The organism is Pseudoalteromonas sp. SA25, assembly GCF_011378705.1.
Lineage (GTDB): Bacteria > Pseudomonadota > Gammaproteobacteria > Enterobacterales > Alteromonadaceae > Pseudoalteromonas > Pseudoalteromonas arctica.
Genome location: NZ_WTKV01000001.1, coordinates 35,577 through 56,529, shown reverse-complemented (window position 1 = coordinate 56,529; position 20,953 = coordinate 35,577). Strand labels below are relative to the sequence as shown.

25 protein-coding genes and 1 other RNA gene are annotated in these 20,953 nt (G+C 40.0%); 17 read left to right on the top strand and 9 right to left on the bottom strand.

What is annotated here, in order from left to right; genetic code table 11:
- Positions 1 to 207 precede the first annotated feature (207 nt).
- From GQR45_RS00295 to murA, 7 genes are read left to right on the top strand one after another with little or no spacing between them, the layout of a single operon-like run.
- Entirely contained in the window at positions 208 to 1,023 is an 816-nt protein-coding gene (locus GQR45_RS00295; protein ID WP_076916424.1) for an ATP-binding cassette domain-containing protein, read from the top strand.
- A complete protein-coding gene (gene mlaE, locus GQR45_RS00290; protein WP_002957949.1) occupies positions 1,023 to 1,802 on the top strand; it encodes a lipid asymmetry maintenance ABC transporter permease subunit MlaE in 780 nt (259 codons plus the stop codon). Before GQR45_RS00295 ends, mlaE begins: the two co-directional genes overlap by 1 nt.
- A 13-nt stretch (positions 1,803 to 1,815) precedes the next feature.
- Positions 1,816 to 2,364: an outer membrane lipid asymmetry maintenance protein MlaD gene (mlaD, locus tag GQR45_RS00285; RefSeq protein WP_002957950.1), complete on the top strand. Its 549-nt coding sequence runs from the start codon at positions 1,816 to 1,818 to the stop codon at positions 2,362 to 2,364.
- Positions 2,365 to 2,369: 5 nt separating this feature from the next.
- Positions 2,370 to 3,050 (top strand): ABC transporter substrate-binding protein, encoded by a 681-nt coding sequence (locus GQR45_RS00280; protein ID WP_101163629.1) that lies wholly within the window; start codon positions 2,370 to 2,372, stop codon positions 3,048 to 3,050.
- A complete protein-coding gene (locus GQR45_RS00275) occupies positions 3,043 to 3,336 on the top strand; it encodes an STAS domain-containing protein (protein ID WP_010554274.1) in 294 nt (97 codons plus the stop codon). The genes GQR45_RS00280 and GQR45_RS00275 overlap by 8 nt, the downstream gene beginning before the upstream one ends.
- A gap of 5 nt (positions 3,337 to 3,341) precedes the next feature.
- Positions 3,342 to 3,599: a BolA family protein gene (locus tag GQR45_RS00270; RefSeq protein ID WP_002957953.1), complete on the top strand. Its 258-nt coding sequence runs from the start codon at positions 3,342 to 3,344 to the stop codon at positions 3,597 to 3,599.
- Between the two features lie 13 nt (positions 3,600 to 3,612).
- Positions 3,613 to 4,872 carry a UDP-N-acetylglucosamine 1-carboxyvinyltransferase gene (murA, locus tag GQR45_RS00265; RefSeq protein ID WP_165724750.1) on the top strand — a complete coding sequence of 420 codons (1,260 nt, stop codon included), beginning with the start codon at positions 3,613 to 3,615 and terminating at the stop codon, positions 4,870 to 4,872.
- A 100-nt stretch (positions 4,873 to 4,972) separates the two neighbouring features.
- Here murA and GQR45_RS00260 read toward each other — a convergent pair whose 3' ends face one another.
- From GQR45_RS00260 to GQR45_RS00250, 3 genes are all read right to left on the bottom strand, one after another.
- The gene (locus GQR45_RS00260; protein WP_024590199.1) at positions 4,973 to 6,055 is read right to left on the bottom strand and encodes a trypsin-like peptidase domain-containing protein; all 1,083 of its coding nucleotides are present in this window, start codon (positions 6,053 to 6,055) and stop codon (positions 4,973 to 4,975) included.
- A 102-nt stretch (positions 6,056 to 6,157) separates the two neighbouring features.
- On the bottom strand, positions 6,158 to 7,510 hold the full coding sequence (locus GQR45_RS00255; RefSeq protein WP_010554276.1) for a Do family serine endopeptidase: 1,353 nt from the start codon (positions 7,508 to 7,510) through the stop codon (positions 6,158 to 6,160).
- 131 nt (positions 7,511 to 7,641) lie between these two features.
- The gene (locus tag GQR45_RS00250) at positions 7,642 to 8,085 is read right to left on the bottom strand and encodes a YhcB family protein (protein ID WP_165724749.1); all 444 of its coding nucleotides are present in this window, start codon (positions 8,083 to 8,085) and stop codon (positions 7,642 to 7,644) included.
- Between the two features lie 134 nt (positions 8,086 to 8,219).
- Between GQR45_RS00250 and zapE the strand changes: the two genes are divergently transcribed.
- The 8 genes from zapE (at position 8,220) to GQR45_RS00210 (ending at position 14,749) form a co-directional block, all read left to right on the top strand.
- A complete protein-coding gene (gene zapE, locus GQR45_RS00245) occupies positions 8,220 to 9,308 on the top strand; it encodes a cell division protein ZapE (RefSeq protein WP_010554277.1) in 1,089 nt (362 codons plus the stop codon).
- A 285-nt stretch (positions 9,309 to 9,593) separates the two neighbouring features.
- Positions 9,594 to 10,022: a 50S ribosomal protein L13 gene (gene rplM, locus GQR45_RS00240; RefSeq protein ID WP_007378318.1), complete on the top strand. Its 429-nt coding sequence runs from the start codon at positions 9,594 to 9,596 to the stop codon at positions 10,020 to 10,022.
- A gap of 8 nt (positions 10,023 to 10,030) precedes the next feature.
- Positions 10,031 to 10,423 carry a 30S ribosomal protein S9 gene (rpsI, locus tag GQR45_RS00235; RefSeq protein WP_024590200.1) on the top strand — a complete coding sequence of 131 codons (393 nt, stop codon included), beginning with the start codon at positions 10,031 to 10,033 and terminating at the stop codon, positions 10,421 to 10,423.
- 580 nt (positions 10,424 to 11,003) lie between these two features.
- Entirely contained in the window at positions 11,004 to 11,594 is a 591-nt protein-coding gene (gene petA, locus GQR45_RS00230; RefSeq protein WP_007580333.1) for a ubiquinol-cytochrome c reductase iron-sulfur subunit, read from the top strand.
- Positions 11,594 to 12,859, top strand: a complete 1,266-nt coding sequence (locus tag GQR45_RS00225; protein WP_007580335.1) for a cytochrome b N-terminal domain-containing protein — start codon at positions 11,594 to 11,596, stop codon at positions 12,857 to 12,859. The genes petA and GQR45_RS00225 overlap by 1 nt, the downstream gene beginning before the upstream one ends.
- Positions 12,856 to 13,605 (top strand): cytochrome c1, encoded by a 750-nt coding sequence (locus tag GQR45_RS00220; RefSeq protein ID WP_007580337.1) that lies wholly within the window; start codon positions 12,856 to 12,858, stop codon positions 13,603 to 13,605. The genes GQR45_RS00225 and GQR45_RS00220 overlap by 4 nt, the downstream gene beginning before the upstream one ends.
- 80 nt (positions 13,606 to 13,685) lie before the next feature.
- Positions 13,686 to 14,312 (top strand): stringent starvation protein SspA, encoded by a 627-nt coding sequence (gene sspA, locus GQR45_RS00215; protein ID WP_002957965.1) that lies wholly within the window; start codon positions 13,686 to 13,688, stop codon positions 14,310 to 14,312.
- Positions 14,312 to 14,749, top strand: coding sequence for a ClpXP protease specificity-enhancing factor (locus GQR45_RS00210; RefSeq protein ID WP_165724748.1), 438 nt, complete (start codon positions 14,312 to 14,314; stop codon positions 14,747 to 14,749). Before sspA ends, GQR45_RS00210 begins: the two co-directional genes overlap by 1 nt.
- 58 nt (positions 14,750 to 14,807) lie before the next feature.
- On the opposite strand, the gene dolP is transcribed toward GQR45_RS00210, so the two are convergent.
- The 4 genes from dolP to GQR45_RS00190 are packed head-to-tail and all read right to left on the bottom strand — an operon-like array spanning position 14,808 to position 18,261.
- Positions 14,808 to 15,374 carry a division/outer membrane stress-associated lipid-binding lipoprotein gene (gene dolP, locus GQR45_RS00205; RefSeq protein ID WP_121953723.1) on the bottom strand — a complete coding sequence of 189 codons (567 nt, stop codon included), beginning with the start codon at positions 15,372 to 15,374 and terminating at the stop codon, positions 14,808 to 14,810.
- Entirely contained in the window at positions 15,367 to 15,960 is a 594-nt protein-coding gene (locus GQR45_RS00200) for an SIS domain-containing protein (RefSeq protein WP_002957968.1), read from the bottom strand. The genes dolP and GQR45_RS00200 overlap by 8 nt, the downstream gene beginning before the upstream one ends.
- A 32-nt stretch (positions 15,961 to 15,992) precedes the next feature.
- Positions 15,993 to 16,364 (bottom strand): YraN family protein, encoded by a 372-nt coding sequence (locus GQR45_RS00195; protein WP_024607456.1) that lies wholly within the window; start codon positions 16,362 to 16,364, stop codon positions 15,993 to 15,995.
- A 19-nt stretch (positions 16,365 to 16,383) separates the two neighbouring features.
- Positions 16,384 to 18,261: a penicillin-binding protein activator gene (locus GQR45_RS00190; protein ID WP_165724747.1), complete on the bottom strand. Its 1,878-nt coding sequence runs from the start codon at positions 18,259 to 18,261 to the stop codon at positions 16,384 to 16,386.
- A gap of 61 nt (positions 18,262 to 18,322) precedes the next feature.
- Here GQR45_RS00190 and rsmI point away from each other — a divergent pair, with 61 nt between their 5' ends.
- Complete coding sequence (gene rsmI, locus GQR45_RS00185; RefSeq protein ID WP_138488543.1) at positions 18,323 to 19,180, top strand: 16S rRNA (cytidine(1402)-2'-O)-methyltransferase; 858 nt, start codon at positions 18,323 to 18,325, stop codon at positions 19,178 to 19,180.
- Positions 19,181 to 19,222: 42 nt separating this feature from the next.
- Positions 19,223 to 19,587, top strand: an RNA gene (gene rnpB / locus GQR45_RS00180) — RNase P RNA component class A.
- A gap of 324 nt (positions 19,588 to 19,911) precedes the next feature.
- On the opposite strand, the gene GQR45_RS00175 is transcribed toward rnpB, so the two are convergent.
- Together GQR45_RS00175 and GQR45_RS00170 are read right to left on the bottom strand one after the other, a co-directional pair.
- The gene (locus GQR45_RS00175; protein ID WP_010554280.1) at positions 19,912 to 20,430 is read right to left on the bottom strand and encodes an HD domain-containing protein; all 519 of its coding nucleotides are present in this window, start codon (positions 20,428 to 20,430) and stop codon (positions 19,912 to 19,914) included.
- A gap of 155 nt (positions 20,431 to 20,585) precedes the next feature.
- Positions 20,586 to 20,912 carry a hypothetical protein gene (locus GQR45_RS00170; protein WP_010554281.1) on the bottom strand — a complete coding sequence of 109 codons (327 nt, stop codon included), beginning with the start codon at positions 20,910 to 20,912 and terminating at the stop codon, positions 20,586 to 20,588.
- Positions 20,913 to 20,953: the final 41 nt, after the last annotated feature.

Genomic DNA, 20,953 nt, shown 5'->3' with positions numbered 1-20,953 from the left:
AGCCAAGATGAAAGTATAAATAAAAGAGTAAGGTCAACTACGTAACAATGCTGCTTTTAAACAGTTAATTTAAAAATTTAAGCCGGGGTTAAGCTGTTTTGAGCGAGTCTTATAATCCTTTTCATGGGTGTATTACAAAATCTTACGAATTGTTTTTTCCATCTTTGACAAAAAAGCTTTAAAATAGGTGCACTAGTGAACATTTTTATGGAGAGCGACTTGTCGCAATCAATAGTAGAAGTCAAGGATGTTAGCTTTTCGAGAGGCAATAGAACTATATATAAAAATATGAGTTTTAGCGTTCCTAAAGGTAAAATTACTGCGATCATGGGGCCAAGCGGAATTGGCAAAACCACTATGTTGCGTTTAATTGGTGGTCAGCTTAAACCAGATTCAGGTGATATTTTATTTGAAGGTGGCAGCATTCCTAAAATGTCTCGTAAAGAGTTATACGAAGCACGTACTAAAATGAGCATGCTTTTTCAAAGTGGTGCGCTGTTTACTGATATGTCAGTATTTGACAATATTGCGTTTCCTATAAGAGAGCACACAAAGCTAAGTGAAGACCTTATCCGATTAGTTGTATTAATGAAATTGCAAGCGGTTGGGCTACGTGGCGCTAAAGATTTAATGCCCTCTGAGTTATCGGGCGGTATGGCAAGACGTGCTGCACTTGCGCGCGCTATAGCACTTGATCCAGAGCTAATCATGTACGATGAACCATTTGCAGGACAAGATCCTATTTCGATGGGCGTATTGGTCAAGCTAATTAAGTCGCTTAACGAAGTATTGAGTTTATCGTCTTTAATTGTGACACACGATGTGACAGAGGTAATGAGTATTGCCGATCACGTTATAATTATCGCCGATCAAGGTGTAATTGGTTGTGGTACTCCTGATGAAATGCGCAATCATGAATCTCCTTTAGTTCAACAGTTTTTAAAAGGCTTGTCGGATGGTCCAGTACCATTTCATTTTCCGGCTCAAGCTTATGCAGATGAACTGCTTGGAGAAAAAGCATAATGTTGGATTTATTTCAAAAGCTAGGGCATAAAACGCTAGGACGTTTTGCGGCTCTTGGCCGTTCGGCTTATATGCTGTTTAGTGCGCTTGCGCATGTTCCTAATTTTAAAAAAGGCACACCGTTACTTGTTCGCCAACTTTATATGGTGGGTTCGCAATCGTTACTCATTATCATGGTGTCGGGTTTGTTTATCGGCATGGTATTGGCTTTACAAGGTTACACCGTATTAGTTGGTTATGGCGCTGAGGATAGTTTAGGGCCGTTAGTGGCACTGAGTTTATTGCGAGAACTGGGCCCAGTTGTTACTGCATTACTATTTGCAGGACGCGCAGGTAGCGCATTGACTGCTGAAATTGGCTTAATGAAAGCAACAGAGCAACTTTCATCACTTGAGATGATGGCAATCGATCCGCTAAAACGTATTATTGCACCGCGCTTTTGGGCGGGTTTTATAAGCATGCCATTGCTTGCATTGATATTTTCAGCCGTAGCAATCATAGGCGCTCATTTAGTGGGTGTAGATTGGCTGGGGGTTGATACAGGTAGTTTTTGGTCAATCATGCAATCACAAGTGTCGTTTCAGCAAGACATACTAAACGGTATTATTAAGAGTTTTGTATTTGCCATAGTGGTGACCTGGATTGCGCTTTATAAAGGATATGACTGTGTGCCGACCTCAGAAGGGATCAGCAAAGCAACCACCGAAACGGTTGTTCATTCGTCATTAGCAGTTTTAGGTTTTGACTTTATTTTGACAGCGGTAATGTTTACCAGCTAATAGGGTATAGATAATGAATTCACGGAAATTAGAAATTTTAGTTGGTTTTTTTGTAGCACTTGGCATTTTAGCTTTTGCAATGCTTGCACTTAAAGTTGCCAATTCAGGTATTAGTGGCTCTGGCGAAACATATACGCTTAATGCCAAGTTTGAAAACATCGGCTCGTTAAAAGCGCGTGCACCGGTAAAAGTAGGTGGTGTTGTAATTGGTCGTGTTGAATCAATTTATGTTCACCCACAAGAATTTTTACCAGTCGTTAATATGACTATTGATGCACAGTACTTATGTCGCTTTTCAGACACAAGCTCAATTTCTATTTTAACGTCGGGTATTTTAGGTGAGCAGTACTTAGGTATTCACCCTGTCATTTCTCCAGATTCGGCTAAACAACGTTGTTTAGGCGAAACAGTGACTGAAAACAAGCAAGATGAAGCAATTGACGATTTATTTGGTGTGGAAAGTAAAGCACTAGGTGATGGCGATTCAATTACTGATACTAAGTCTGCCATTGTACTTGAAGAATTAATCGGGCAGTTTTTATTCAACCAAGGTAGTGAGTAATTATTATGTTGAAAAAGTTTTTAGCTATTGTAGCAATTGGCACAATGACGCTAACTCAAAGCGTAAGTGCAGCAGATGTTAAATTGGTTGATCCAAATAAAATGGTACGCCAAGTTGCCGATAATACATTTGCACGTATTAAAAAAGATCAGCCATTAATTGTTAAAAATCAAGAGCATCTTCGCGTAATCGTTGAAGAAGAATTAATGCCTTATATCGACTACAAATATGCAGCACTTCGCGTACTAGGTAGTGAAGTATCTAAAGTACGTGCAATTACCGACGAAGCTGAAAAAGCCAAAGCAATTAAAGAAATTCAACGCTTTATTGGTGTGTTTAGAGAGTATTTAGTTGCTACTTATGCAGGTGTATTCACTCAATATACAAACCAGAAAGTTGAGTTTGGTGCAGAACAAGCATTTAAAGGCAAAGATGTCGTTGTCGTTAAAACTAAAATTATTGAAGATGGTAAACCTGATATCAGAATCGATTTTAAAGTACGTGAAGACCGTGACGGTGAATGGCGCGCGTACGATATGATTGCTGAAGGTATTAGTTTACTAGATGCAAAACAAAGTGAGCTACAAGGTATTTTGCGTCAGCAAGGTATTGATAATGTAAGTAACCTTTTAGAGCAAAAGAGTCAGCTACCAGTTCAGTTTAGAGGCAGTAACTCGAATGACTAAATTGGCAATAAGCCAAGTTGATGGACAACATTTTCGAGTAAACGGTGAGCTTACTCGAAATTCAATTGGCGATGAACAGCTTCTAAACAACAAGCTATTAACCAAGCATAAAATCATCTATTTCGACCTAAGTGGTGTATCTAGGGTTGACACAGCGGGCTTAGCTTGGTTAATTCACTCTTTTGCAGAATTAAAGCAGCAAGGCATTCGCCTTGAATTGCAAAACTTACCTGAGCAATTGCAAAATTTAATGCAATTGGGTCAGGTTACAACCCTATTTGAGTGAGAGTTATGGAAACTAGCCAAGTCGAAACATTATTACGCGAAGAACTTCAATTAGCTGAAGTGCATGTAAAAGCCAATGGTAGTCATTATGAAGTTGTTGCAGTAGGTGAATGCTTTGACGGTTTAAGCCGAGTTAAAAAGCAGCAGCTAGTTTATGGCCCATTAATGAATACAATTTCAGATGGCACAATTCACGCAGTATCTATTCGTGCATTTACTCCTGTAGAGTGGAAGCGTGAACAAAAATTTATTTTACCGCAATAAATAGGGCCTCTTAATGGATCAATTTGTAATTCAAGGTGGTACTTCACTTGCTGGTGAAGTGACTATTTCTGGCGCTAAAAATGCCGCACTTCCTATTTTGTTTGCTTCATTATTAGCTGATGGAAAAAGTACATTTACTAATGTACCGCGCCTTCGCGATATAGTGACCACTGAAGCCTTATTAAAAACTCTAGGCGCTGATGTTAATTGGCACGGCGATACGCTAGTGATTGACGGCGCAACGGTTAATAAAACATTAGCGCCATACGACTTAGTTAAGCAAATGCGTGCCTCAGTACTTGCATTAGGCCCTTTAGTTGCACGTTTTGGTGAAGCTCAAGTGTCTTTACCTGGTGGGTGTGCTATTGGTGCTCGCCCTGTTGATATTCATATTCAGGGTTTGGAGCGCATGGGCGCGGTAATTAACGTTGAAAATGGTTATATTAATGCCAAGGTAAACGGTCGCTTAAAAGGCGCTGAAATCTTTATGGAAATGGTAAGCGTAGGCGCTACCGAAAATTTATTGATGGCAGCTGCCCTCGCTGATGGTAAAACCATACTTGATAACGCTGCACGCGAGCCCGAAATAATTGATTTAGCTAACTGCTTAATTGCTATGGGCGCTAAAATTACGGGTGCAGGTACTAGCCGCATTGAAGTTGAAGGCGTTGAGCGTTTAGCAGGATGCGAGCACAGCATTTTACCAGATAGAATAGAAACAGGTACGTTTTTAGTCGCTGCAGCAATGGCAGGCGGTGAAGTACTTTGCAAAAACACTGACTTTCATTCTCTTGAGCCTGTGATTGAAAAGCTACGTGCAACAAATGCACACTTAGAAGTACATAACGACAGTATTTATCTTGATATGCGCGGCCGAGAACTGAGAGCCGTAAATATTAAAACAGCTCCACACCCAGGTTTCCCTACGGATATGCAAGCTCAGTTTACAGCATTAAATGTAGTAGCGAGTGGTAGTGCGACTATTACAGAAACGATTTTTGAAAACCGTTTTATGCATGTACCTGAGTTGCAGCGTATGGGCGCTAATATTCGTTTAGAAGGGCATACCGCAATTTGTGGTGAGACTGAGAGCCTAACGGGCGCGCAAGTGATGGCAACCGACCTACGCGCTTCAGCTAGCTTAATCTTAACGGGTATAGTGGCACAGGGTGAAACGGTTGTTGACCGTATTTATCACGTTGATAGAGGCTATCAGCGCATTGAAGATAAGCTAAGTGCGTTGGGTGCAAATATTAAACGTCGAAGTAATTAAGTAGATATTTAACTAGCTAAGCTATTTTAAAAAGGTCGGATACGCAAATTGCTATCCGACCTTTTTATTGACGATTTATGAAAGTTGGTATTATTCTTTATTAAAGCTTTGTTTCAAGCTCAGCTACCACCACCATGATTTTTTCTATTTTACCATTCCGGTAAAGCTCAAATTCTATTTCTTTACCTGGTTCTGTATTACCTATTTCTTCCAGCACTTTTTGTGGATTTGCTACCGAAAGCCCTGCAATTTTAATAACAATATCTTGCTCTTCAATGCCCGCTTGCCATGCTGGTCCCAAAGGGTCTAAATTAGTAATACGCATGCCAGTAACTGGGGTTAGGCTGTCGTTTACTTCCTTGCCGGTACTATCTACTGCTGTGCCTTCAAAGCCTAAATAGCCGCGCACAACGCGACCATGACGAATGAGCTTACCCATTACTTTTTTAGCAAGTGAGTAAGGAACCGCAAAGAATATTCCTTGAATATTCAAGTTCTCACGCGTTTTAAACTGCGCAGAAGTAATGCCAACTAAATCACCATTGGAGTTAACTAATGCGCCGCCAGAGTTGCCCACATTAATAGCCGCATCCATTTGCAATAAGTTATTGTACGGGCTGTCTGTAATTTTTTGCTTACCCGTTGCGCTAATAATTCCTTGCGTGATTGTTTGGCCTAAATTAAGCGGGTTACCTATGGCAAGTACAACATCGCCTACATTGGATACATAGCTATCATTTACAGGAATTACCGGAAGGTGATCTGCATTGATTTTAAGTAAGGCTAGATCAGTAATAGTATCAAAACCAATTAGCTGTACATCAAAAAAGCGTCTGCCATCGGTTAGAATAACCATAATTTGATCTGCATTATTAACAACATGGTAGTTGGTAAGAATGTAACCGTCTTGCGACATGATGACGCCAGAGCCAAGCTCTTGTACCGTGTTTTTTCTTTTATAACGAGGTTCTTTGGAAATACTTTCTGAAAAAATAGTAACCACAGAAGGAGCTGCTCGTTTAACTGCATCAGAAAAACTTAGGTGACTCGAACTCATTGCGCTTGGTAGGGGAACATTTGGAAGTAAAGCCGCTCGCATATTAGGGCTGAAAAAAACCACTAAAAAAGCAATACTTAGGCCTGCAAATAAAGGGGGAAGAATAAATTTTATTAGTTTCAGCACGATTTTCTTATTATGTAAGTGAGCAATCTCTTTATGATGACATAAAAAAAATAACAGCGGCAAGTGCCACTGTTATTTTTATTACATTAATAGTGCTATTTATTACTGAATTAAAATAAATATAGACTCACGACCACGTTGCACGCCAAGTACGATATTACCTTTTGTACTGTCGATGATTTTATTCATGTCGCGAATCGTTTCAACTCGTTGACGATTCACTTGCATAATAATATCGCCTTCTTCAAGGCCAACACGGGCAGACGGTGAGCGAGGATCTACTGAAGTAACCTCAACACCTTTATTACTATTTTTTTGTACATTTTCAAGTGTCGCGCCTTGGAATGCAGGATGGAGTTCTTCACCGGTCGCTGTAACACCTGATGCACCATCAAGGGTTACTTTCACTGTTTTAATTTTACCATCGCGGTAAATGCCTAGTTTTATCTCACGGCCTTCACCTAGCGTAGCAATTTTGCTGCGTAGTTCATGAAAACCACTAATGTCGCCACCGTTTATGCTAACAATAACGTCACCAGCTTCAATTCCAGCCTTACTTGCGGCAGTGTCGTCCATTACTTGCATTACATAAGCACCTTGTTTGACATCAAGTTGCTGTGCTTTTGCAAGTCCAGCATCAAGTGGACGACCAGAAATGCCTAACGAGCCTCGACGCACTTCACCATGTTCAATAATTTGATCGACTAGATTTTTCATCATATTAGATGGAATCGCAAAACCAATGCCCACGTTGCCGCCAGAAGCACCTAAAATAGCTGTATTAATACCAATCAACTCACCATTGAGGTTAACTAAAGCACCGCCAGAATTACCTTGGTTAATAGCTGCGTCGGTTTGAATGAAATCTTCGTAGCCCTCAATGTTTAAACCACTTCGACCAAGGGCACTAACAATACCTGATGTAACTGTGTGACTAAGGCCAAATGGGTTACCAATCGCAACCGCAAAGTCGCCCACTCGTAAATTATCTGAGTTAGCGAGTTTAATTTCAGTTAAGTCATCAGCGTCTATTTGTAAAAGAGCGATGTCTGATTCTGTGTCAGTACCAATTTTAGTTGCTTCAAATTCACGGCCATCTTCGAGAGTAACTACCATTTTTTCGGCGTCTTGGATTACGTGGTTATTAGTCACTACATAACCCTCATCAGCATCAATAATGACCCCAGAACCTAATCCACTAAATTGGCGTTTTTGACTGCGAGGCTGTTGCTGTCCAAAAAAATATTCGAGAGGATCTGCACGGCGGCGTACTTCTTTAGAGCCTGAAACTTGGATACTTACAACACCAGGAGATATTTTCTCTAGCATGGGGGCAAGAGTGGGTAGTTGTTGACCATTTACTGCAATTGGCATTTTTGCATAAGACGCTACAGGGCTCATTAATAAGCTTGTAGATAGGATAGCTGCGCTGATAAGTGATAATTTCATTTTCATAGTCAGGGGTAACTCCACTTAAGATAAAGCAAAAACAAAAAAGGCTACTTTAAAAGCAGCCCTTTTCGATTTATTAAGATAAAACAACAAAGCTGTTATATCTAAAGACTATGGGGTCTAAAAAAAGTTCATCAAGATACTTTAGAATGTTCTGAACCTTTATTTTGACCAGCAAATAAACCAGATTCACCCGATACATAATCAGCTGGTTGCGCTGCGGCTGAAGAACGATCTGAACGACGCTCTTTTAAAGACGCTTGTAGTTGTTCTGTTGTTTCTTTAGAAAAATAAGGTTCTGCTGGTGCTTTATTTCTATCTTCTAGAAGAAGTTGGTTTGTTTCTTCAACGTGACTAAGCAGTTGATCATAGTTTTCTTTCATTTTATTTACGAGCTTGCCAGTATTCGCTAAATGATCAGCTACATCTTGACGATACTGCTCTAATGCATTTTCAGCTTGCTCTGCCTGCTCTTTTAATTCATCTTGTTTGAATTGTTTTTTAGTAACAAATGCGCCAATAAAAAATGCTACAACAGCAGCAATAACAATTAAACCTACCCACATAACTGTGCCCATAAAAACTACCCCTTTGGGAAAATAACTAACGAATGCCGATTCAATTATAAATCATACTAAGTGTAATATACCCCGAGTTATGATGCGTGTTAATATGCTTTGCAAATTAAACTGTGTTTTAACTGTAAATAGATATGACTCCTTGGCAAACATACCAACAAGACTTAAAGCGAGATGACTTTGTACACGACGCAGCACAAGAAAATGCTGTGCGCCATTTACAACGTCTATACGATGACCTAACTCAGGCAAAGCCAAAACAAAAAGGTTTTTTTGCTAAGTTATTTAGTAAAGATGAACCTGCGCCTATAAAAGGTTTGTACTTTTGGGGTGGAGTAGGGCGTGGTAAAACTTATTTAGTTGACACTTTTTACGAATCACTACCGGGTACACGTAAAATGCGCGTGCACTTTCATCGATTTATGCACCGAGTGCATAATGAGCTTAAAAAACTAAACAATACGGCTAATCCATTAGAAAAAATAGCCGACACTTTCAAAGCAGAAACAGACATAATTTGTTTTGATGAGTTTTTTGTTCAAGACATTACCGATGCTATGTTGCTAGGTGGCTTAATGGAAGCGCTATTTGCACGGGGTATAGTACTTGTTGCTACATCTAATATAGTGCCTGATGAGCTTTACAGAAATGGCTTGCAGCGTGCCCGCTTTGTCCCTGCTATAGAACTGGTTAAGCTCAATACAGAAATAGTTAATGTAGACTCAGGTATTGATTATCGGTTGCGTACCTTAGAGCAAGCCGAAATTTTTCATAGTCCGTTAGATAAAGAAGCGGATAAAAACTTATTTGAATACTTCGATAAGCTATCGTCAGAGCCTGGACAATTAGATGAGCCGATAGAGATAGAAGGTCGTTTAATCAAAACGCGAAAAGTAGCTAAATGCGTGGTGATGTTTGAGTTTAGTGAATTATGCGAAACAGCGCGTAGTCAGGTTGATTACATGGAGATTAGCCGCTTATATAATACGGTGATTATTTCTAACGTAAAACAGCTTGGGCAAACTAATGATGATGCCGCTAGACGCTTTATTGCTTTAGTAGATGAATTTTACGAGCGCCATGTAACTTTAATTATATCGGCTGAAAAACCTATTACCGAACTTTATACCCAAGGTAATTTAAACTTTGAATTTAAGCGCTGTATAAGCCGTTTGCAAGAAATGCAGTCTCTAGAGTATTTAGCTAGAGAGCATTTGGTTTAAATTAGTAGGTAAAAGTGTAATAGGTTAGCCATTAAAAATAAGAGGTGCATATATAGTACTTCTTATTTCTAAAATTTCTTGTGGAAAAAACAACCGGCGAGTAGCAATGTGTTTTAAGTGCTGGTATACTCCCGCGTCTGCCACGTTGCGTTCTATGCCCTCATATAGTCTAGCCACTTGTGAGCGGCGCAAAAGTCTAAAACTCGAAGGGGTTATAGCAAACTTAGAGCAGTAGTTAATATTAACTACTTGTGGTTTTAATTGAAAAACATTGGATTTTTATAAATGAAAACGTTTGTTGCTAAACCAGAAACAGTAAAACGTGACTGGTACGTAGTTGACGCTGAAGGTAAAACTTTAGGTCGCATCGCTACTGAAATCGCTCATCGCCTACGCGGTAAGCATAAAGTTGAATATACACCGCACGTAGATACTGGTGATTATATCATCGTTATCAACGCTGAAAAAGTTACTGTAACTGGTAACAAATTCAAAAACAAAGTGTACTATTCACACTCTGGTTTTCCAGGTGGTCTTAAGTCTACTACTTTTGATAAACTTCAAGCTGCAAAGCCTGAAATGATCATCGAGAAGGCTGTTAAGGGCATGTTGCCACGTGGTCCTTTAGGCCGCGCTATGTACCGTAAACTTAAAGTTTACACAGGTACTGAGCACAACCATGCTGCACAACAGCCTCAGGTTCTAGACATTTAAGGAGCACCATCATGGCAAATCAATACTACGGTACAGGTCGTCGTAAAAGTTCAAGTGCTCGCGTATTCTTACGCCCAGGCACTGGTAACATCGTAATCAACAAACGCTCTCTAGAAGAGTATTTTGGTCGCGAAACAGCACGCATGGTTGTTCATCAAGCTCTTGAGCTAGTTGATATGACTGAAAAATTTGACCTTTACATCACCGTTTCTGGTGGTGGTACAACTGGTCAAGCTGGTGCTATCCGTCATGGTATCACTCGTGCACTTATGGAGTTTGACGAATCATTACGTTCACAACTTCGTAAAGCAGGTTTTGTTACACGTGATGCACGTAAAGTTGAACGTAAGAAAGTGGGTCTTAAGAAAGCGCGTAAGCGTCCACAGTTCTCAAAACGTTAATCTATACGTTATCAAGAATTCAAAAACCCAGCTTATGCTGGGTTTTTTGTTTTTAAATCAAAATGTTTACATTTGCAACTTAATATAAAGTTATTTATATCGACGGTGATACTGGGTGATTGCAGCAATTAATGATGATCAAATTGATTAATAACTGCGTATTAATCAAACGAAAGTTAAAAAACACTCAGATAGCTGCAAAAAAGTTAAATAATTATCGTAATTAGTTTAAATCCATCAGTTAATTGGTGGAATTTTTTGCTACAATTGGCATTGAAGTAAAATGAGTGAGTTTAACCGCACTATGTACAGTTTTTACTGTTTCCTCTTAGTGGTGTTGATCTTGGTCAGTATATTGTTTTTACAGAAGCGTTATTATAGTCGTTCGGCTTTATTCTCGAACTTACTTAATCAAATTTTGATCAAGTTAGTTTTATTCGAGCATAGGGCTTTGAATAACCTTGTTTTAATCAAGGGTTTTAATTATGATCGCTTCTATTTTAAAAATTCGAATAATTAACCTGCTGTAACTGATGTTCTCAATATAGCAAGTGTTGAGAATCATAGTGGAGATAAGTGGATGAGCAATGCGCCTGTAGACAATGGCCGACGTCGCTTTTTAACCATAGCTACCTCTGTTGTAGGTGGTGTTGGTGCGGCTGGGGCTGCTGTTCCTTTTATTGCGTCTTGGAATCCAAGTGAGCGAGCTAAATCTGCGGGTGCGCCTGTAGAAGTAGATATCAGCAAACTTGAACCGGGACAATTAATACGTGTCGAGTGGCGTGGTAAACCTGTATGGGTTGTATCACGGACCCCAAAAATGCTTGAGCAAATGAAAGAACATGAAGGTCAACTTCGTGATCCGCATTCGCAAGAGCCACAACAATTAGAATCATCAACAAATGATTACCGTTCATTACGTCCAGAAATCTTTCTGGCTGTAGGTATTTGTACGCATTTAGGGTGTTCACCTGGCTTTTTCCAAGGTAACTTTAGTGAGAAAGTTGAAGGAACCGATGATGGCTTCTATTGCCCATGTCATGGTTCTAAATTTGATATGGCTGGCCGTGTATTTCAATCGGTACCTGCTCCATTAAACTTAGAGATACCACCTTATACTTTTCTTGATGAGACCACTATTTTAGTGGGCGAAGAAAAAGGGGCAGCCTAATGTTTGGTAAGATTATTGGTTGGATAGACGACCGTATCCCAATGACACGTGTTTGGAACATGCACATTGCACAGTATCCAGCACCTAAAAACTTTAACTTCTGGTACTTTTTTGGCTCATTAGCCATGTTGGTACTAGTAAACCAAATCCTAACAGGTATTTGGTTAACGATGAACTTTGTTCCGTCTTCTGAAGGCGCATTCGCTTCAGTAGAATACATCATGCGTGATGTAGAATATGGCTGGTTATTACGTTACTTGCACTCAACCGGTGCATCAGCGTTTTTCATCGTTGTATATATGCATATGTTCCGTGGCATGATCTACGGTTCTTATCAAAAACCACGTGAGTTACTGTGGTTATTTGGTATGTTTATTTTCTTAGCGCTAATGGCTGAAGCATTCATGGGGTATTTATTACCATGGGGGCAAATGTCGTTCTGGGGTGCACAGGTAATCATCTCCTTATTCGGGGCTATTCCGGTTATTGGTGATGACTTAACACTTTGGATCCGTGGTGACTATGTAATATCAGGTGCAACGCTTAACCGCTTCTTTGCATTACATGTAATTGCACTACCATTGGTTATCGTAATCTTAGTTTTCTTACACATTGTTGCTCTACATGAAGTGGGTTCAAATAACCCTGAAGGTATTGAGATTAAACGTAAGAAAGGCTCAGTAGCTGAAGAAGATAAGCCTAAATTTAAATTTCATGAGTATTACACTGACAAGAAAGATATTGTTGATGCGATACCATTCCACCCTTACTACACAGTTAAAGATATTGTGGGTGTGGTTGGTTTCTTAATATTGTTCTGTTGGGTTGTGTTCTTTATGCCAGCGATGAATGGCTTCTTTTTAGAAGGTCCAAACTTCGAGGCAGCTAACCCACTTAAAACACCTGAGCATATTTTCCCGGTTTGGTACTTTACGCCATTCTATGCAATCTTACGTGCAATCCCTGATAAGTTAATCGGTGTTGCGGCGATGGGTGCATCGATTGTGGTACTTGCGTTACTACCTTGGGTAGACCGTGGTAGAGTTAAATCGGTTCGTTACCGTTGTGGTTTCCATAAATGGAACATTGCAGGTTTTGTTGTAACTTTCGTTCTTCTAGGTTGGGTGGGCGCAACTCCACAAACTGATATGAAAACGATTATTTCTCAAATCTGTACTGTGACTTACTTTATGTTCTTCGTACTGTTGTTTGTATACAGTAAGAACGAAAAAACTAAGCCATTGCCAGAGAGGTTAACGAAATGATGAAGAAGCTTATTATTGGTTTATTTGCTTTATCAGTAAACTTGTTGCCGAACATGGTTATGGCAGCGGGTCCATCGGTTCCTTTAATGGAAGCGAACAACGACCTTACTGATCAACCATCTTTACAACGCGGTGCAAAGTTGTTCATGAACTACTGTCTTGGTTGTCACCAAATGCAGTATCAACGTTATGAACGTACTTTTCGTGATATCGGTATCCCAACAGAGGTTGGTTTAGAGCAGTTGATTTTTGACGGTTCTAAAGTTGGTAGTCATATTACTAACGCGATTACAAAAGACGATGCAGCAAAATGGTTTGGTGCGGCTCCGCCGGATTTAACTCTAATTGCTCGTGTAAAATCACCAGATTATATTTACACGTACTTAAAATCGTTTTATAAAGATGAATCTCGCCCGTTTGGGGTTAACAACATTGTTTTCCCATCGGTAGGTATGCCTCACGTTCTTCAAGAACTACAAGGTTTACCAACACCTATCACTAAAGAAGTACAAGAGCATGGTCACACTGTGACTAAAGTTATTGCTACTGAAACCGATGGTACGGGCGAATTAAGCATAGATGAATACGACCAAGCGGCTCGTGATTTAACAAACTTCCTTGAGTACGTGGGTGAACCTTCACGTCTTGAATCGGAAGCGCTAGGTATTAAGGTAATAGGATTTTTAATTATCCTGTTTATCTTGGCATTTATGCTTAAGAAAGAATACTGGAGAGATGTTCATTAGGTTGAACATTTTTAAAGGTAATTTTGCAATAGGGGCTTAAGCCCCTTTTGCTGTTTTAGTTATTTAATGGAGGTATAGGCATGGCCGTAGCTGCCAATAAGCGCCCTGTAATGACCCTTTTTTCTGGTGCTAACTGTATGTATAGCCACCAAGTACGTATTGTACTTGCGGAAAAAGGTGTAAGTGTAGATATTCATTTGGCTGAAAAAGATAACTTGCCAGAAGCACTTCACGAAATTAACCCTTACGGTACAGTGCCAACACTGATTGACCGTGAGCTTGGTTTATACCAGGCAAACATCATCATGGAATACCTTGATGAACGTTTTCCTCATCCTCCACTAATGCCTGTTTACCCGGTAATGCGTGGTCGTAGCCGCTTAATGATGCATCGTATTGATACTGATTGGTACAGCCTAGCTGACAAAATCAGTAACAACACGTCAGACGCTGCTCAAGCTCGTAAAGAGCTAACAGAAGCATTGCTTGCTGTAGCACCTATTTTTAGCGAAGCACCTTACTTTATGAGTGAAGAGTTTAGCTTAGTAGACTGTTATTTAGCTCCACTATTATGGCGTTTACCAGAGTTTGGTATTGAGCTTAATGGTGCAGGTTCTAAAGAGCTTAAAGAGTACATGATCCGTTTATTTGAACGTGAGTCATTCCAAGCCTCTTTAACTGAAGCTGAGCGTGAGATCCGTTTATAATGACGCCTAATCGTCCTTATTTATTACGTGCTTTTTTTGATTGGATAGTCGATAACGAGTGTACACCGCATTTAGTGGTAGACGCTGGATTTGCAAATGTACAAGTGCCAACACAATTTGCTCAAGACGGACAAATTGTTTTAAACATAAGTCCATCAGCGGTCACACAGTTTTCGTTAGACTTAACCCAACTTAGCTTCAGTGCGCGCTTTGGTGGTCAGCCAATGCAAGTGTATGTACCTCTAGGTGCTGTGCTTGCAATATACGCGCGTGAAAATGGCGAAGGAACAGTCTTTACCGCAGATGAGTTTTTAGAGGACGAAGACGATTTTGTGCCAGAGCTTGAAAGTGTTGATTCATCAGCTGAGTTTATTGATGATACACCACCAGAAAAGCCTGAGAAGAAAAAAGGCTCTCATTTACGCGTTATTAAATAATAAGTAAATGCCAAAAAAAACCGCTGAATAAGCGGTTTTTTTATGTCTGTATTTTGCTTTACATATATTCAAATACTTTAATTACACGCTCTACGCCAGAAACATTGCGGGCAATATTTACAGCTTGAGTTGACTCAGAGTCAGATACTAAGCCCATTAAAAAAACTTCAGCATTTTCTGTCACTACTTTAATGTTATTACTGCTAATGTCTTTTGCTGTTAGTAGCTGGGCTTTGACTTTAGAAGTTAGCCAAGAGTCGTGAGTTTGTGTAGTAATGCCAGTATTTGAGCCAATACGAATTTGGTTATGTATTTTACGAATACCTGAAACGCCCTCAATGGTGCGCTGCGCTTCGTTTCTCATTTCTTCGTTAGCAACTTGGCCAACAAGTAAAACAATACCGTTAACGCTTACAGCGCTTATATTGGCAAATTTTTCAAGACGTTCAACTTCGCTAAGTGCAATACTGGCTTTTATTTCAATATTGTTATCGTCAATTTGAGAGCCAATAGTACGGCGATCGTTCGCTGCAGTTACTGCACTGGCTGTACCTGCAACAACAGCGGCTGCGCAGCCTTGCAGTAATACAACAGTACCTAAAACAATAAGAGAGCGTTTAAACATAATTTTCATCCTGAGGGAAAAGCGTTAAATCAACAAGTTCGCTTAAACAATGTAAGTTAACTAAATGGGATTCGATAATGCGGCTAGGGCGTTTAGATGGCGATCTAATTTCAACATCGTTAGGGCCAAGTAGGCCTACCAACTCGCCACCATCATCACCAACCATAACTATGACCTTCATATCTTTAGTTAGTGCAGCTTCAACGGCAGAAATAACATGTTTTTCGTTACCGTTTATAGCCAGGACAAGCAATAAATCACCTTGTTGGGCAAAAGCGCGGACTTGGCGAGCAAATGTATCGTGATCGTCTACTTGAGTACTTTGCCCCAGATTAACGTTTTCTTGCGATAGAGCAATTGCAGGTAAGCAGGGACGTTCGGTTTCATAATGATTAACCAACACACCCGCCATATGCTGAGCGAGCATGTGGCAATTTGCAGTACCGCAGCAAATGAGTTTATTTCCGTTGATCAGACTTTGTGCAATAGTAAATGCAGCTGACTCAAGAGCACTAGGTAGCACTTCACCAGCAGCGATTTGAACTTGAATGCTTTCTGTAAAAATTTCTTTAATTGTGTCTTGCATAGCCTACCAATAATTTATCTTTGTATTTGCGTTTAAAATACATTTTTAAGCCAATTAATATTAGAAGATGCTTCTCCTGTAATGGCTACATAATCAATTCTTAGAGCTTGGTTAGTTAAATTTTTAGCTGCTAAGTAATGATAAATACTACGTTTTAATCGAGCTTTTTTTTGTGGACTAAGCGCATAGTTGGCACCGCCACGAGCATTATTTTTGCGAAACTTAACCTCAACGAATACAAGGGTATCGCCTTCTTTCATAATGACATCAAGCTCACCAAAGGGGCAGTAATAATTACGTTCAATGGGTGTTAGCCCTTGAGTAACTAAGTATTTTTGCGCTTCAAGCTCATAATACTGGCCTTTTTCGCGACTATTGTGCCACAGCTCTTTAAACCACGACATGCCGCCCCCTTAATTAAATTTAATTGATAGTTTGTATGTCACCCGCTGATTGCATAAACAATGGTACAGGGCGTTGTGTTTCTAATTGCACAGGCTTAATGCGACGGTTTGTATATTGAGCCCAGTCGAGCGTGCGTTCTATATGGCCGCTGGTATTAACAGATAACTTACCACTTAAACCACTATATTGATTGCCTGGCATTACGCTTAACTGCCTGATGTCATGTAATATTGATACAGCATCGTACGCCATTGCAAATAAGCGTTGGCTAATATCTACTTGCTCTGGCCATAACGAATCATACTGCTGGCGTAAGTTATGTTGTTTAATTTGCGAATCGAGCATCCACGGCAATTCAGTGAAGTATAGGCCGTCTAAGTCGCCTTTGTCAGTACTGTCAATTTGTTTACTATGACTTTTAGAGCTGGCATAAAGTGGAATACGATCTGCAAATGTACTTACGTTTACATCAAGGTAGGGTTTAATTAAGCGTGTTTCTATTGCATCACCCAAAATATAAATAACGTCTATATCACTACGCGAACGGGTTTCGTTTTCTACTTCCTGTTTAAATAGTGCTTTAATCGCTTTTATGCGCTCTTTTGATTTATCAACTTCTAACAAGCTGGTAATTGTATTAGGCATATCTTTTTTATCGTTATAAAAACCTATTTGCGGCTTGGTTTCGCTATAGCGTTGCCACTGTAAGTTAAAGTAATCAACCAAGCGTTGGCCATTTGCGTTATTTGGTGCAAGCAACATAGGTTTTTGATAGCCCTTAGTTAAAAAGTGTTCTAAGGCTTGTTGTACTTCGTGCTCAGGGTTTAGTGCAAAGTAATAATGCTGAAGCGAAATGCGCTCACCATCAAAGGTGTTTAAATGTAGTACCGGAGTATCAATAAGAGTTTGTGCATTGGCAAGTTTATCAATATTTGCTTTAAGTAGAGGACCAATTACAAAGTCAGGCTTTATTTCTTCAAGTTGCGCTGCAATTTCTTTTGTACTTAGGTTTTCATCAATAAAAATAGTGTCGTTGATATTTTGCGTATCAAGTGCAGCTAATACGCCAGCTTTAAGGGCATCACCTAAACGTTCGTTAGGGCCCGATTGTGGAAACAGCACAACTAAGCGCTCTATATTGATAGGAGCAAGTTCAGTAAGCATTTCATCTTGTTCAGGTAATACAGTAAAAGCCGGATGCCCAATATAGCGTCTGCGCCAATTGTTGATCGCTTGATCTAACTCTACGCCACTACTTGCATATACTTGATGATATAACGCTAGGTTAGCCCACCCTTGCTGAATAACCGAACCACGGTTAAAGCGTTCAAGCGCGTAAGAAGAAAGTTGCTTTAAGTTATCCCACAAATTTTGATTAAGTTGAGGGATTTCTATATTATTTTTTGTTGCTGTTTCAGAGGCCCTAAAAAAGTAGGGTGCAGCTTTTTTAGGAAAATTTTGCGATGCGTAAATGCTGGCCGTTAAAAACTGATGCCAAGCAAAATGCTCAGGTTGAGTCAGTTGTCCGTCTAGCGACTGTAAAATAACCAAAGCTTGATCATTTTTATTCTGTTGTTTTTGTGCAAATGCAATATAAAGGCGGTTCTGGATTTGATCAACACTTGCGGTTAATTCAAGCTCATTCCCAATTATCTCTAATAAAGGCCAGTTTTGCTCACTAATTGCTGCATCACGGGCGCTATACAATAACTGTATTTTATCGGCACCTTGGCGGTTTTGCGCCAATTGATAGATAGATTGCGCACTGGTTGCCTGATTTTGCAGTGCATTAGTGCGGTTACTTACGTTATCGCTGTTTTTAGTTGGTTTTTCGGTTGTGCTACACGCCGATAACCCTGACAATATAATTAATAGACTAACTAGTTTAAGTCGCACAATGATTTCCCAATACGTTAACGCGATTTGCTTATATTACTGACTGACGCAGGAGACCTCAATGTTAAATGAGGAGAATTCACAGAAAATTGGCACTCTTTACATTGTTGCCACCCCAATTGGCAATTATGACGACTTAAGTCACCGTGCCATTGCGACATTATCGCAAGTTGACTTAATAGCTGCTGAAGACACTCGCCATACCGGCAAGCTACTTAGCCACTTTGGAATTAAGGCAAAAACGTTTGCATTACACGACCACAACGAAAAGCAAAAAGCACAACAAATTATTGATCAACTTAATCAAGGTTTAAATATTGCTTTAGTATCTGACGCTGGTACACCACTAATTAGTGATCCAGGCTACGCTGTTGTAAATCTGTGTCGCGAACAAGGCGCTCATGTTACACCCGTTCCAGGTGCATGTGCTGCAATTACAGCCGTATGTTGTTCAGGCTTACCAACCGACCGCTTTCAGTTTATTGGTTTTACGCCAGCTAAAAGCAAAGCTCGCCAAGACTTTTTTATCGAAGCTGTTAACTCAGGCATTACCAGCATAATGTACGAAAGTACGCACCGTATTATGGCAAGCCTTGATGATTTAGCACTAGCCCTAGGTGATGAGCAGCAAGTTGTGTTTGCTAAAGAGCTAACCAAAACCTTTGAAACATTTTTTAATGGTAGTGTAAGTGAGCTTAAACAGTTTTTAACTGATGATCCTACCAAGCAGCGCGGCGAAATAGTGCTTATGCTTGCGGGCAAACCAAAGCAAATAGACGATGTTCCGCCTGAAGCGCGAAAAATGCTGGCACTTCTTGAAAGCGAAATGCCAATGAAAAAAGCCTGTGGCGTTGTTGCTGAATACTTTGGAATGAAGAAAAACGCTTTATACAAAACAATTATTGAAGAAAAAGAGTAAATTTTACTGCGCTTGGTATTAGCCTCATGTATACTGCGCGCCGAGTCAGCCAAGATGATCGCTGCCTGTGACGAAAATGATCAGGGGGAGGAAAGTCCGGGCTCCATAGGGCAGAGTGCCAGCTAACGGCTGGGGGGCGTGAGCCCACGACAAGTGCAGCAGAGAGGAGACCGCCAATCTTCGGATTGGTAAGGGTGAAAGGGTGCGGTAAGAGCGCACCGGGCCGCTAGTAATAGTCGGTTGCAAGGTAAACTCCACTCGGAGCAAGACCAAATAGGGTTCCTTATGGCGTGGCCCACGTTGGAACCGGGTAGGTTGCTTGAGCCATAGAGCGATTTATGGCCTAGACGAATGATTATCACTTTCTTCGGAAAGGACAAAACCCGGCTTATACGGCTGACTCACTCATTCAATAAAAAGCCCGCAGTTAACGCTGCGGGCTTTTTTGTGGTTGTAAATAAAATAAGTGTTCAACTCTCAGTCTCCGCTGTCAAATTAATGCTTTTTTGAGTTAACAGGTTTCAGATTTTAGGCTGAAACTGATCAAATTTTGTGTTTGGGTTATGCTGTAGGCACCGCTTTAGCGGCACTGGTTAAATTTAAGGGCTTACAAAAGTAAATTACTGAGCAAAGTTTAACACCCGTTTGTAAAAGTGAAACTAAACCCCAAAGTGACAGGTTTATCTGGCTAATCTTCATTTTAAATAAAAATAATAGCTAAATTGAGGGCACTATTTAGAGAAATACTCAGCTCTTCTTTTCAAGTATTCATTATACAGCGAGAGGCTAGATATTGCGCAGATGTCAGCAACCTGATCTAACCAGAAAAAGTAATCTACCTTGCGTTCAGGTGACCAACCAGAAGGTATTGTACAAGCATTAGAGCACAGGTCAGCTAATTTGATACGCTTTACCGAGATTGACTTACTCGGAAGCATTTTAAGCGTTTCTTCTCTTCGCTCCTCTAAAGATAGCGATTTATCGTCAGTAAGGGCTTCTACTAATTCCAGAACACGATTACCACAGGTTTTATAAATCTCCCCTCTTGTAATATCAGTGTCCTCTAAAATGTCATGCAGTATTGCGGCGCATAGCTCATCGTTTTCATCAATTTCAGCGATATCAGTTAGTAGGACTGCCACTTCTATCAAATGATTTATATAGGGTGACTCATCCGACTTTCGCTTTTGCTGCGCATGATATTTTGAAGCCAGATCCAGTGATTTAATTAAAAGCTTGTTTGAGCTCATTTTAGCAACCTTAAAGTAATATAAACTAAAGTCATAGTTGAGAATCCACGGTAAAAGTAACCCAGATCAACCTTTTTATCAGCGTAAAATAACACTATGAAAGTAGCTTCTTAATCTCGAAAGTGGTTAGTCTTGTTTAGCCACCCAAGTAAGAGTTATTTTATGTACTCATCATATTGACGTTGTAATTCCAACCAAGTTGCAGCGCTAATTTTAGTCGCTTTTTCTAGTTTGTCGGCTAGCACAGAGTTAACAGCCAAGTTAGCTACCATAAATTGTTTTAGAGTCTCGATTTCTATGTTTGTTTTATCAGCAAGGTCTTGAGTGCCTTTAGATTCAAATTTATCTAAGCAATTTCGCTTAAAAAAGTTCGAAGGGTGTTTGCGAAACCCACCACTGGGTCGCTTTACTAGTTTTAAATCCTTAAGGGGAGTAATTTTGCTGCGTTTTATAAAGTTATAATTATTTATGTGGTACCTCATAGCTCTTATGGATGTTTTGGCTAGTTAATTATGGGTAGTAA